Annotated in this window: 13 protein-coding genes; 7 read left to right on the top strand and 6 right to left on the bottom strand. The window is 64.1% G+C overall.

Going from position 1 to position 12,893, the window contains the following annotated elements; translation table 11 throughout:
- The first annotated feature begins 50 nt into the window (after positions 1–50).
- The 4 genes from thrC to ACVMIM_RS14510 are packed head-to-tail and all read left to right on the top strand — an operon-like array spanning position 51 to position 6,258.
- Positions 51–1,448: a threonine synthase gene (gene thrC / locus ACVMIM_RS14525; protein ID WP_476117227.1), complete on the top strand. Its 1,398-nt coding sequence runs from the start codon at positions 51–53 to the stop codon at positions 1,446–1,448.
- A gap of 14 nt (positions 1,449–1,462) precedes the next feature.
- Positions 1,463–2,755, top strand: a complete 1,293-nt coding sequence (locus ACVMIM_RS14520; protein ID WP_476112722.1) for a M16 family metallopeptidase — start codon at positions 1,463–1,465, stop codon at positions 2,753–2,755.
- A 15-nt stretch (positions 2,756–2,770) separates the two neighbouring features.
- On the top strand, positions 2,771–3,367 hold the full coding sequence (locus tag ACVMIM_RS14515) for a GNAT family N-acetyltransferase (RefSeq protein WP_278049695.1): 597 nt from the start codon (positions 2,771–2,773) through the stop codon (positions 3,365–3,367).
- 44 nt (positions 3,368–3,411) lie between these two features.
- Entirely contained in the window at positions 3,412–6,258 is a 2,847-nt protein-coding gene (locus ACVMIM_RS14510) for an EAL domain-containing protein (protein WP_476117225.1), read from the top strand.
- A gap of 132 nt (positions 6,259–6,390) precedes the next feature.
- On the opposite strand, the gene ACVMIM_RS14505 is transcribed toward ACVMIM_RS14510, so the two are convergent.
- Complete coding sequence (locus ACVMIM_RS14505) at positions 6,391–6,999, bottom strand: YqgE/AlgH family protein (protein ID WP_041002873.1); 609 nt, start codon at positions 6,997–6,999, stop codon at positions 6,391–6,393.
- Between the two features lie 125 nt (positions 7,000–7,124).
- On the opposite strand from ACVMIM_RS14505, the gene ACVMIM_RS14500 reads away from it, so the two are divergent.
- The 3 genes from ACVMIM_RS14500 to ACVMIM_RS14490 all read left to right on the top strand — a co-directional run bounded on the left by ACVMIM_RS14500 (position 7,125) and on the right by ACVMIM_RS14490 (position 9,033).
- Positions 7,125–7,931 carry a protein-disulfide reductase DsbD domain-containing protein gene (locus ACVMIM_RS14500; RefSeq protein ID WP_476112720.1) on the top strand — a complete coding sequence of 269 codons (807 nt, stop codon included), beginning with the start codon at positions 7,125–7,127 and terminating at the stop codon, positions 7,929–7,931.
- Positions 7,932–8,074: 143 nt separating this feature from the next.
- Positions 8,075–8,557, top strand: coding sequence for a redoxin family protein (locus tag ACVMIM_RS14495; RefSeq protein WP_476112718.1), 483 nt, complete (start codon positions 8,075–8,077; stop codon positions 8,555–8,557).
- Positions 8,557–9,033: a DUF2938 domain-containing protein gene (locus ACVMIM_RS14490; RefSeq protein WP_476112716.1), complete on the top strand. Its 477-nt coding sequence runs from the start codon at positions 8,557–8,559 to the stop codon at positions 9,031–9,033. The genes ACVMIM_RS14495 and ACVMIM_RS14490 overlap by 1 nt, the downstream gene beginning before the upstream one ends.
- A 331-nt stretch (positions 9,034–9,364) precedes the next feature.
- Here ACVMIM_RS14490 and ACVMIM_RS14485 read toward each other — a convergent pair whose 3' ends face one another.
- From ACVMIM_RS14485 to ispH, 5 genes are all read right to left on the bottom strand, one after another.
- Positions 9,365–9,649 (bottom strand): ribbon-helix-helix domain-containing protein, encoded by a 285-nt coding sequence (locus tag ACVMIM_RS14485; protein ID WP_476112714.1) that lies wholly within the window; start codon positions 9,647–9,649, stop codon positions 9,365–9,367.
- Between the two features lie 82 nt (positions 9,650–9,731).
- A complete protein-coding gene (locus ACVMIM_RS14480; RefSeq protein ID WP_476112712.1) occupies positions 9,732–10,325 on the bottom strand; it encodes a histidine phosphatase family protein in 594 nt (197 codons plus the stop codon).
- 41 nt (positions 10,326–10,366) lie between these two features.
- Positions 10,367–10,909: a ribonuclease HI gene (rnhA, locus tag ACVMIM_RS14475; RefSeq protein ID WP_476112710.1), complete on the bottom strand. Its 543-nt coding sequence runs from the start codon at positions 10,907–10,909 to the stop codon at positions 10,367–10,369.
- Positions 10,906–11,868, bottom strand: a complete 963-nt coding sequence (locus tag ACVMIM_RS14470) for a homoserine kinase (RefSeq protein WP_476112708.1) — start codon at positions 11,866–11,868, stop codon at positions 10,906–10,908. The genes rnhA and ACVMIM_RS14470 overlap by 4 nt, the downstream gene beginning before the upstream one ends.
- A 6-nt stretch (positions 11,869–11,874) precedes the next feature.
- On the bottom strand, positions 11,875–12,879 hold the full coding sequence (gene ispH, locus ACVMIM_RS14465; RefSeq protein ID WP_041002378.1) for a 4-hydroxy-3-methylbut-2-enyl diphosphate reductase: 1,005 nt from the start codon (positions 12,877–12,879) through the stop codon (positions 11,875–11,877).
- Positions 12,880–12,893: the final 14 nt, after the last annotated feature.

The following is a 12,893-nucleotide window of genomic DNA, read 5'->3' as shown; positions in this document are numbered from 1 at the left end:
ATTAACCAATTGCCGTGGATGACGCGACCGGCAGCAATGGGCCTTTGACGATGCAATATGTGAGTACCCGCGGGGATGCGCCCGCGCTTGGATTTTCCGACGCTGTGCTGGCCGGCCTGGCGCGCGACGGCGGGCTTTACGTGCCGCGCGAATGGCCGCAGTTTTCCACCGCCGACATCCGTGCCATGCGCGGGCTTGCCTATCCGGACCTTGCCATCCGGGTCTTGACACCCTTTCTCGGCGGCCAGATCGCGGCGCCCGCTTTCGAGCGGCTGGTGCGCGAGGCATATGCCACTTTCCGGCACGAGGCCATCTGCCCGCTGGTGCAGACCGGGACAAACACCTTCATCCTGGAGCTGTTTCACGGCCCGACACTGGCGTTCAAGGACGTGGCGATGCAGTTGCTCGCCCGCCTGATGGACCATGTGCTTGCCGAACGCGGCCAACGCGCCACCATCGTCGGCGCGACCTCGGGCGACACCGGGGGTGCCGCGATCGACGCCTTCGCCAGCCGCGACCGCACCGACATCTTCATCCTTTTCCCGCACGGCAAGGTCTCGCCGGTACAGCAACGGCAGATGACGACGTCTTCAGCCGCCAATGTCCATGCGCTGTCGGTCGAAGGCAATTTCGACGATTGCCAGGGCCTGGTGAAGGATATGTTCAACGATCACGGCTTTCGCGACCGGGTGTCGCTGTCGGGGGTCAATTCGATCAACTGGGCACGCATCATGGCCCAGATCGTCTATTATTTCTCGTCGGCGCTATCGCTCGGCGCACCCGACCGGCCGGTCTCCTTTACCGTGCCGACCGGCAATTTCGGCGATATTTTCGCAGGCTACGCCGCCAAGCGCATGGGCCTGCCGATCGAGCGGCTGATCATCGCCACCAACGACAACGACATCCTGGCGCGCACGCTGGCGAGCGGCGAATATCGCACCAAGGGCGTGTTCGCCACGACCTCGCCATCGATGGACATACAGGTATCGTCGAATTTCGAGCGCCTGCTGTTCGAGGCGGCCGGACGCAACGCTGAGACGGTCAGGCGCTACATGAACGGGCTGAAGCAGTCCGGCGCCTTCACCATCGAGGAAGGCGAGCTCAAGCGCATCCGCGCCGAGTTCGACGCCGGTCGCGCGACTGTCGACGAGGTCGCCGCCACCATCCGTGCCACGCTGGAGAAAAGCAACTATCTGCTCGATCCGCATACGGCGGCGGCCGTTCATGTCGCCGCTTCCCATGCGTCCGGTCCGGTGCCCATGGTGGTGCTCGGCACCGCGCATCCGGCGAAATTCCCGGCGGCGGTAGAGGCTGCGAGCGGCATCACCCCTGCCCTGCCCGCATGGCTGGGCGGCTTGATGACAGCCGACGAAAAATACACGATACTTCCATCCGACTTGAAAATGGTGGAAGATTACGTGAGCCGCCACTCGCGGGCGGCGCGTTAGGGAGTACTTGCCATATGGGTGTTGAGGTAAGCCGTCTGTCGAACGGCCTGACAGTCGCCACCGAAACCCTTCCAAGCATCGAATCGGTAGCCTTAGGAGCCTGGGTCAAGTCAGGCGCCCGCAATGAGCGTGACGAAGAGCATGGCATGGCCCATCTGCTCGAGCATATGGCGTTCAAGGGCACCAAGCGCCGAAGTGCCTTCGAAATCGCCTCGGAAATCGAGAATGTCGGCGGCGAGATCAACGCCGCCACCAGCGTCGAGACGACCTCCTACTACGCCAGGGTGCTTTCCGACGACGTGCCGCTGGCCGTCGATATTCTGGCCGACATCCTGCAGGAATCCGAATTCGATCCCGACGAATTGGAACGCGAGCAGCACGTGATCCTGCAGGAAATCGGCGCCGCGCATGACACGCCCGACGACATCGTCTTCGACCGCTTCACCGAAACCGCCTTTCGCCATCAGACCATCGGCCGCTCGATCCTGGGCACGCCGGAGACGGTCAAATCCTTCACCTCGAGCCAGCTGCACGACTTCATCGAGCGGCAATATGACGCCGAACGGATGGTGATCGTGGCGGCCGGCGACATCAAGCACGACAATTTCGTGCGCGAGGTGGAGAAACAGCTCGGCGGCTTCCGCGCCAAGGCGGCGGGCAACATCCCTCAATATGCGCAATATGTCGGCGGCGATTTCCGCGAGGACCGCGACCTGATGGATGCGCAGATCGTGCTGGGCTTCGAGGGCCGCGCTTACCATGTGCGCGATTTCTACGCCTCGCAGGTGCTTTCGATGATCCTGGGCGGCGGCATGTCGTCGCGACTATTCCAGGAGGTTCGCGAGAAGCGCGGTCTCTGTTATTCGGTCTATGCCTTCCATTGGGGCTTTTCCGACACCGGCATCTTCGGCGTGCATGCCGCGACCGGGCAGAGCGACATCGCCAAGCTGGTGCCGGTCATCATCGATGAGTTGCAGAAGGCCGGCGAGAGTATCCAGCAGGAAGAGCTCGACCGGGCGCGCGCGCAATATCGCGCCGGCCTCATCATGTCGGCCGAAAGCCCGGCCAGCCGCGCCTCGCAGATCGCCAGGCAGTTGCTTTTGTTCGGGCGGCCGATCGCCAAGGAGGAATTGATGGAGCGGCTTTCGGCGCTGACCGTCGACCGGCTGACCGACCTCTCCTCGCGGCTGTTCTCGACCAAGCCGACGCTCACCGCGGTCGGGCCCGTGGGCACGCTTGCGCCCTACGAGGCGATCCTCGAATCGCTTGCGGGCCCGCAGACGGCGGCCCGCCGGCTCGCCGTCTGACCTTCGACCAAAACCGTGTTTGCGCTCCCTTTCTTTCGCCGCGACCTGCCGGCATTGAAGGGCGACAAGGTCACGCTGCGCGTGCCATTGACCAACGACTATCGCGAATGGTCGACGCTACGCGGCGAAAGCCGTGCTTTCCTGGAGCCCTGGGAGCCGCGCTGGCAGCCTGACGAGCTCGACCGCACCGCCTGGCGGCTGCGCATCAGCCGCTATCGTGAGGATTACGCGCAGGGCACGGCCATCGCCTTCTTCATCTTCGAAAAATCGAGCGGCAAGCTTGCCGGCGGCATCACGCTCGGCAACATCCGCCACGGCGTCGCGCAGAGCGGCCATATCGGCTACTGGATCGGCGAACGCTTCGGCGGCCGCGGCCTGATGACCGAGGCGGTCAAGCTGGTGTCGCGCTTCGCCTTCGATACGCTCAGGTTGCACCGGATCGAAGCCGCCTGTATTCCCGAAAACGCCCGGTCGATCCGCGTGCTTGAAAAAGCCGGATTCCGGCGCGAAGGACTTCTGCGATCCTATCTCAGGATCAACGGCATCTGGCAGGATCACTATCTCTACGCCCGGATCGCGGACGATCCGCCGGGCGATGGAACGAAGGGCTGAATGTGACGAATTCTCCGCGATTAGCGTCGCTGTTCGCCCTCATCATGACGGTCGTCGTCACACTTTCTTCGGCCATTCCGGCTTTCGCCGTCGAGCCGATCAAGATCGCGCGCGACGACAAGGCGCTGGACCTCTCCGGCGCCGTGGAAATCTACCGGAACCAGGGCGAGAATTTCCAGGTCTCGACCGCGCCCGGGCCCGACGGCATCGTGCGGCGCATCGAGGTGGAAGCCAATGACGCGCGCTCGAGCGGCGACTGGGCCGTCTTTGCGCTTGCCAACACAACCGACCAGCAGCTCGACCGGCTGATCGTGGCGCCGCATTTCCGCCTGGTGAATTCGGGTATCTTCTGGCCGGATCTCGGTTCGACGCGCATCGCCGCGATCACGCCCAGCGAAGGTTTCGCGCTCGACCGCCAGACAAGCCCGGATGCCGACGTGTTCCGGGTGACGCTGAACCCCGGAACGGTGGTGACCTTCATCGCCGAGCTCGCCTCGCCGAAGCTGCCGCAGGTTTATCTCTGGGAGCCGGATTCCTACAAGGACTCGGTCAATTCCTACACGCTGTTTCGCGGCATCGTCATCGGCATCTCAGGCCTGCTGGCGCTGTTCCTGACGATCCTGTTCGTGGTCAAGGGAACCTCGATGTTCCCGGCGACCGCGGCGCTCGCCTGGGCGGTGCTCGCCTATATCTGCGTCGACTTCGGCTTCCTCAACAAGATCATCGCGATATCGCCCGGCAACGAGCAGATATGGCGAGCCGGCACGGAGGTGGCCTTAGCCGCAACCTTCGTGGTGTTCCTGTTCGCCTATCTCAATCTCAACCGGTGGCACGGCCATTTCAGCTATGGCGCCCTGGTCTGGATCCTCGGCCTGCTTCTGATCGCGGGCGTGGCCATTGTCGATCCGGCGGTCGCCGCCGGCATTGCCCGCATCTCGTTCGCCGCCACCGCGCTGACCGGCCTCGGCCTCATCATCTTCCTCGGGATACGCGGTTATGACCGTGCGATCATGCTGGTGCCGAGCTGGGTCATGGTGCTGTTATGGCTATGCGGCTCGTGGATGGCGATCACCGGCATGCTGGACAACGACATCGCCCAACCGGCGCTGGGCGGCGGGCTGATCCTGATCATCCTCTTGATCGGCTTCACCGTCATGCAGCACGCCTTTGCCGGCGGCGCGCTGCATCAGGGCCTGTTCTCCGATCTCGAGCGGCAGGCGCTCGCCGTCGCGGGCTCGGGCGACATCGTCTGGGACTGGGACGTGCTGCGCGACCGCGTGGTGACCAAGCCGGACATCAGCCTGCAGCTCGGCCTCGCGCCGAACAGCCTTGGCGGCGCCGCCCGCAACTGGCTGCCGGTGCTGCATGCCGACGACCGCGACACGTTCCGCACCACGCTCGACGTGGTGCTGGAGCACCGCCGCGGCAAGGTGGCGCAGAACTTCCGCCTGCGCGGCGCGGACGGCCACTATCACTGGTTCTCGCTGCGCGCCCGCCCGGTGATCGGCTCCGACGGCGAGGTGATCCGCTGCGTCGGCACCATGGTCGACGTGACCGAGCAGAAGAAATCCGAGGAAAGGCTGCTGCACGACGCCGTGCACGACAATCTGACCGGTCTGCCGAACCGCGAATTGTTCATGAACCGGCTGGAGGCGATCATCTCGATCGCCCGCACCGAGGACAAGGTGCGCCCCACGGTCTTCATCATCGACATCGACCGCTTCAAGCAGGTCAATGACGGTCTGGGCATCTCCGCCGGCGACACCATCCTTCTCACCGTCGCGCGCCGGCTGCACCGGCTTCTGAAGCCGAAGGATTCGCTGTCGCGCTTTGCCGGCGACCAGTTCGCGCTGATGCTGCTTTCGGAACAGGACCCGGCCCGCATCGCCGCCATGGCCGACGCCATCAAGCACGCAATCAACAATCCGATCACCTTCGCCAAGCGCGAGATCGTGCTGACCGCCTCGATCGGCCTGATCACCTGGACGACGGCGCAGACCTCGGCCGAGGACATGGTCAAGGACGCCGAGCTTGCCATGCACCAGGCCAAGCGCTTCGGCGGCGACAGGATCGAACCGTTCCGGCCGGCTTTCCGCACTGTCGGCACCGACCGGCTGCAATTCGAATCCGACCTTCGCCGCGCCATCGAGCGGCGCGAGTTCACGCTTGCCTACCAGCCGATCGTGCGGCTGGAGGACGGCAGCGTCGCGGGCTTCGAGGCGCTGCTTCGGTGGGACCATCCGCGTCGCGGCATGATCCCGCCGGGGGACTTCATTCCGGTGGCCGAGAATTGCGGGCTGATCGTGCAGCTCGGCCTGTTCGCCATGCAGCAGGCGGCCGAGGACCTGGCCGCCTGGCAAAAGCAGATCGGCGACGCGCCGCTGTCGGTCTCGGTCAATCTGTCGAGCCGTCAGCTCATCCGCCGCGACCTGGTCAGCGATGTCCGTTCGGTTATCGCGCGCGCCAATCTGAAGCCGCGCTGCTTCCGCCTGGAGCTCACCGAGTCGCTGGTGATGGACAATCCCGAGCAGACCGCGCATGTGCTGACCAAGCTGAAGCAGCTCGGCATCGGGCTCTCGCTTGACGATTTCGGCACCGGCTATTCGTCGCTCTCCTACCTCACCCGCTTCCCCTTCGACACGATCAAGATCGACAAGAGCTTCGTCGACGACGCGACGCCGAAGCGGGCGGTGCTGCTCAAATCCATGGTCAACATGGCGCATGAGCTCGGCCTGTCGGTCGTGGCGGAAGGCATTTCGGACGAAAGCGACGCGCTTGAGCTGCGCCAGATGGGCTGTGAATATGTCCAGAGCTTCATGTTCGGCGCGCCGATGCCCGGCGACCAGGTGCTGAAGACGTTGAGGGAGCAGTATCCGCTGACCCAGGCGTAAATGGTGTGGGCGCGACGCCCATCAACTTCGTCATTCTAGGGCGAAGCAGGAGCGAAGCTCCGTCGCGGAGACCCTAGACTAGAATGACGAAGTTGGGGATGCTCCCGCTAACCCAAAAGCATGACGAATGTGCTATGCATGTCCCGCGGCCGCGCTCAAATGCGCCAGGTCGATGCCGATCGAGGCCAGGATGCGGTCGTATTTGCGCTCGATATCCGTGTCGAACAGAAGCTCGGGCGTGGCCGGACAGGTGAGCCAGCCGTTCTCGGCGATCTCGCTTTCGAGCTGGCCGGCGCCCCAGCCGGAATAGCCGAGCGCCATCAGCGCATGGCGCGGCCCACGCCCCGTGGAGATGGCGCGCAGGATATCGACGGTTGCCGTCAGGCAGATGTCGTCGGAGACGTTGAGCGAGGATTCCACGCGATAGTCGCCGGAATGCAGCACAAAGCCGCGGCTGCGGTCGACCGGCCCGCCATTGCGCACGACGAAATCGCGCGTATGCGCCGGCAGGCGGATGGCTTCCTGCTCGTTCATGATGCCGAGCTGCACCAGCAGGTCCGGAAACAGCATCTGCTGCGTCTGGTTGATGATGAGCCCCATCGCGCCCTCGTCGCTATGGGCGCAGATGTAGATGACGGAGCGCGCGAAGCGGTCGTCCTTCATGCCCGGCATGGCAATCAGAAACTGGTCGTCGAGAAAGCCGCGTCCGGCGGCCGCCTTCTTGTGGCGCAGCAAGTCCATGGCCTGAGCGTAACGCGTTTCGGCAGCGCCGAAAAGATGGTGCGGGTCCCCGATGTCACGCAAATATGATACCGGGAGGCTGACGAAGTCATTGCGCGGCCAAGAACGGACGGTCAAATCACCGCATGCGATATATGAAAGTACTGGTTGTCGGCGTCGTTTTCGGGTGGGCTGCCAGCCTCCCGGCCGAGGCCTCTTCCTCTGTCTGGTACAATACGGAAGGCGGCAAGGTGCGGCTGGTGACCACCGGCAAGCCCGACGAGGCCGGAAAGATCCACGGCGTGCTCGATATCGCGTTGAATCCCGGCTGGAAGACCTATTGGCGCGATCCGGGCGATGCCGGCGTGCCGCCGCAGCTCGACATATCCGGCAGCACCAACATCGTCGACGCCCAATTGTCGTTCCCGCCGCCGCAGCGGCATGACGACGGCTACGGCAAATGGGCCGGCTACGATCGTCCGGTGTCGCTGCCGGTGACCTTCACCGTGTCTTCGCCCGGCCAACCGGCGACCATCGACGCCCATGTCTTCCTCGGCATTTGCGAGACGATCTGCATTCCAGTGCAGACCCGGCTCAGCGTTGACCCCGGCTCCGATCCGGACAATGCGACCGACGCCGCACTGGTGAAAACCGCGCTTGCGACGCTGCCCTCCCCGGCCCGGTCCGATTTCGGCATCAGCGTGCTGCCCGGCGATCACGAAACCCTTGTCGTCCAGGCGCAGTCGCCCGGCGATCCGGAATCCGTCGATTTCTTCATCGCCGGCGAGCGCGACTACATGTTCGGCGCGCCGGTGCGCAACCAGAAGGACGGCAAGCTCGTCTTCACCGTGCCGATCCTCGACCGGCCGTCGGCGGCGCCGACCGATGGCGGGCTCTATTACACGCTGACCAGCGCCGAGGGTTCGGTCGATGGGTTGCTGCCTTTCCCTTGATCCGGCATCTTTTCTTCCAAGCCGCGATTGCGGACGAAAAGCCGCTGCGCACTTTCCTGGACTTGTTGTGAGAGGTTGCTGGCGGCCGCGCAGTCCGATATCGAAGGCGTCGGGCTTTCCCATCTCCCCCAAACGAGGCTCCCATGACCATTTCGGTTGGCGAAAAACTACCTGACGTGACCTTCAAGACGATGACCGCCGATGGCGCAAAGGATATAACGGGCAAAGAGATCTTCGCCGGCAAGAAGGTGGTGCTGTTCGGTGTTCCCGGCGCCTTCACGCCGACCTGCAGCAACAACCATTTGCCGGGCTATCTGGAAAACCATGACGCCATTCTCGCGCGCGGCGTCGACACGATCGCCGTCGTTTCGGTCAACGACGTGCATGTCATGGGCGCCTGGGCGCGCTTCTCGGGCGGAGAGGGCAAGATCCTCTATCTCGCCGATGGCAGCGGTGATTTCGCCAAGGCCGTGGGGCTCGACAACGATCTTTCCGCGGCCGGCATGGGCCTGCGCTCGAAACGCTTTTCGATGATCGTCGACGACGGCAAGGTCGTGGCGCTCAATGTCGAGACCAAGCCTGGCGTCAACGAGAGCGGCGCCGCCAAGATCCTCGAGCAGCTCTGATGCTGGATATCGTCTGGCGCGCGGTGGCGATCGGTATCGGCGCCACGGTGTTCATGGATATCTGGGCGATCATCCTCAACAAGACGATCGGCCAGCCATTGCCCAACTGGGGCATGGTCGGACGCTGGGTGCGGCATCTGCCGGAGAGGATCTTTCACGACGATATCGGCAAGGCGGCGCCCTATGCGCATGAAAAGGCGCTGGGCTGGGCCTTCCACTACTTCGTCGGCATGCTCTACGGCGTGATCCTTGTCGTGCTCGTCGGCGCGGACTGGCTGGCGGCGCCGACCTTCCTGCCGGCCTTCATCCTGGGCATCGTCACCGTCGGGGCCGGCTGGTTCCTGCTGGCGCCCGGCATGGGCGCGGGCTGGGCGGCATCCAGGCTGCCCAATCCGACGAAGGTGCGCGCGCTCAACCTCGCGGCGCACACAGTGTTCGCGCTCGGCATGTTCTCGACAGCGCTGCTAATCCGCTGACGTTGCCCGTCGCTAGCGGCGACTATCTGAGATCAGAATAAGCGGTTCAAATCCCTGCGCCCGTCCACGACGCGAACAATTTCGACCAACTCCACCGGGCCATCGTCCGCATCCGGCACCGTTTCGTAGAGCAGTACGAACGGCGGCGCCACCAACTGCGCGTCGAGGCCCGAATGTCAGGCCGTCTTGCGCCCATGCGTGGTTAGCCGCCAACTGCAGCGCTCGATCCTCTATCCAGTCGTAGTAGCGATCGGCCGCTCTCACGCTTTCGCTGCCGATGATCACATAGATGTCCATTAGGTCGGCTTTGGCCGCTGGCGACCAGCCTACCTTAACGGCCATTCGGCGCAGCGCCCTTCAGCCTCTGCCGAGCTTCCCTTCGCAGGGCATCAAAGTCCAAAGGCTCCGATTTCCCGCTCGCCTTGCCCTCATCCCAGAGCCGCTGCAGCCGGCGCAACTCTTCTTGACGCCGCAATTCGCGCTTGGTCAACCAATCCCGCACCGCTTCGCGCACGATTTCACTCGTGGTGGCGTACTCGCCGGTTTCCACTGCCCCACGCATGACAGTCGCCTGCTGGGTCGTAACCGCCACGCTGATTTTTTCCACGTTTGCCATTGGGCAGCCGTCCTTGCTCTATTACGTCCTTGCAGGATTGCAATCAACGGCGCTGCCGACCTGCTGAATTTAGCGGGCTTTGTTACACGCCCGAGCGCGGCACCGGTTCGTCGATCGGCCGCCAACCGTGCAGGACGCGGCGCGCGTCTGTGTCGTAGGCAAAGTAATTGCCGCCGCCCGCCGGCTGATCCGCGACACGGCTGATCTCGCGGCCATCGAGCAGAAGCAGCAGGAGCGTTCCGACGCCGCCATGGCCAACGAAGGCGATGTTCCCGGCGTCATCGGCGGCGAGCACGGTATCGACCTCGCTCATGATGCGATGCTGGGCGTCTATTGCCCGTTCCCATCCACGGATGCTGACGTGGGGGTTGGCGAAGAACTGGTCGGCAACCGCCTCGAATTCCGGCGGCGGCAGGAAGCCCGTCGCCGACCGGTTGTTCTCGTGCATCCGCTCGCGCACCTCGACAACAAGACCGAGATGGCGCGCCAAGATTTCCGCTGTTTCGATCGCCTTGCGTTCGGCGGACGAGACCACGCGCCTGATCGAGCCGATCCAAGGCTGGCCGAGCATAGCAACGGCCCGCGCCCGACCAATATCGGACAGCCCCCATTCCGGCACCGGGATGTTGGCGTCGATGCGGACCTGGGGATGGGTGATGTAATAGGCGATCGGCAAGGCAGACTTTCTCCGATCAGAGGCGGGCGGGCTAGCCGAAATCAGTAGCTCTGGGTCGAGCGCCGCGCCCTTGGCGCCGCCGGCTGCCTTGCCGGCGCCGGCTTCGGCGCTGCTGCAGGCTTCGGCGCGGCAGACACCGCCGAGACTTTCTTGAACGGTGCCATGCCTTGCCTAGCCAGTTCGTCGGCGCGTTCGTTCTCCGGGTGGCCGGCATGGCCTTTCACCCAATGCCAGGTGACCTTGTGACGCCGGTTGGCCTCGTCGAGCGCTTGCCAGAGCTCGCCATTCTTGACCGGCTTCCTGTCGCCTGTCTTCCAGCCGTTCTTCTTCCAGCCATGGATCCATTTGGAGATGCCGTCCATGACGTATTTGCTGTCGGTATAGAGGTCGACCGTGCAAGGCTCCTTCAGCGCATTGAGCGCGGTGATGGCGGCGAGCAGTTCCATGCGGTTGTTGGTGGTCTCGGCCTCGCCGCCTGAGAGTTCCTTGGTCACGCCGTTATAGCGCAGCACCGCGCCCCAGCCGCCCGGCCCGGGATTGCCCGAGCAGGCGCCGTCGGTGAATATCTCGATCTTCTTGTTCATGTCAGCCCGTATTCGGATGGCGACTTGATGGCGCGGTGGAAGCGCATGCGGCGGATATATTCGGTTGGGTCGCGCTTCATCACCAGCCCGCCGCCTGGAATGGTCAGCCAGTCATAGAGCCTTGTCAGCATGAAGCGCAGCGCCGAGCCGCGCGCCAGCATCGGCAGCGCCGTCTTCTCCTCGCCCGAGAGCGGCCGCACCGACTGATAGCCGGAAAGCAGCGCCGCCCCCTTGGTCAGGTTGAAGGAAAAATCCTTCTCGAAGCACCAGGCGTTGAGGCAGGTGGCGACATCATAGGCATAAAGGTCGTCGCAGGCGAAATAGAAGTCGATCAACCCGGACAGTTTCTCGCCGAGGAAGAAGACATTGTCGGGGAACAGATCGGCATGGATGATGCCTTGCGGCAGGCCCTTCGGCCAGTTGCGCTCGAAATCTTTGAAATCGGCGTCGACCTCGGCTGCCAAACCCGGCTCGACCTCGTCGGCGCGGTCGCGCGAGGCCGCCCAGAGCTTGCGCCAGCCCTCGATCGCCAGCGCGTTCGGCCTTCTCATCTGAAAATCCCGGCCGGCAAGATGGAGGCCGGCGAGCGCCTTGCCCACTTCGCCGCAATGCGTAGCGGTCGGCCGCCTGAGCGACAGGCCTTCGAGGAAGGTGATGATGACGGCAGGCCGGCCGGCCAGCGTGCCGATGACGGTGCCGTCGTGCGCGGTGACCGGCAGCGGGCAGGAAATGCCCTTCCTGGCGAGATGGCCCATCAGGCCGAGAAAGAACGGCAGGTCGGCCTTGTCGACGCGCTTCTCGTAGAGCGTCAGAATATAGGAGCCGGTCGAGGCGTGGACCAGGAAGTTGGAATTCTCGGTGCCCTCGGCGATGCCCTTGTAGGAGAGCAGCTCACCCACCGGATAGGCTTTGAGGAACGCGGTCAGTTCGCCTTCGTTGACGTCGGTATAGACGGCCATACGGTTTCACGCCGCTCCGTTGACGAAGGCCATGTCGGCCGCCGTCAGTTCGACATCGCGCAACACCCGCATCACCGGAAAATCCTCCGTTTCCGTGGCCGTGACGGCCAGATCGATGGTGACGTCGAAGCGCTGCCGGAACGCGTCGATGATCTCGTCGACGATGATCTCCGGCGCCGAGGCGCCGGCCGACAGGCCAAGCGTCCTGATCCCGGCGATCTCATCCCACGGAATTTCGGCGGCGCGCTGCACGAGAAGCGACATCGTCGCACCCGCACGCTCCGCCACTTCGACAAGGCGACGCGAGTTGGAGGAATTGGGAGCGCCGACGACGAGGAAGAGATCGGCCCCGACCGCCGTCTCCTTCACCGCTTCCTGGCGGTTGGTGGTGGCGTAGCAGATCGATTCGGCGGCCGGTGCATGCAGTTCGGGAAACCGCTGCTCGAGCGCCCGGATGATGCCCGCGGTATCCTCGACCGACAAGGTCGTCTGGGTGACGAAGCCCAGCGCCGAAGCGTCGGCGGGCACGAAGCGCGCGGCGTCGGCCTCGGTCTCGATCAGCGTCACGGCGCCCTCCGGCAACTGGCCCATCGTGCCGATCACTTCCGGGTGGCCGGCGTGACCGATCAGGAGCACATGCCGGCCGAGCCGCTGGTGGCGCATCGCCTGCTTGTGCACCTTGGAGACGAGCGGGCAGGTGGCATCGAGGTAGAAAAGATTGCGCGCCTCGGCATCCGCCGGCACCGATTTCGGCACGCCATGCGCGGAAAAGACCACGGGCGACTGACGATGCTCGGGCGGTATCTCGGAGAGTTCCTCGATGAACACGGCGCCGAGGCTCTGCAGTCCTTCGACGACGTAGCGGTTGTGCACGATCTCGTGTCGGACATAAACCGGCGCGCCGTATTTTTTCAGCGCCAGCACCACGATCTGGATGGCGCGATCGACGCCGGCGCAGAAGCCGCGCGGCTGGCAGAGCCTGATCGTCAGCGGTGGCTTTTTCTCAATCATGAATACTGGCCGGT

The sequence above is a fragment of the Mesorhizobium sp. USDA 4413 genome, from assembly GCF_056280365.1.
The sequence above is the reverse complement of the archived record's forward strand: the minus strand, read 5'-3'. Positions and strand labels throughout refer to the sequence as shown.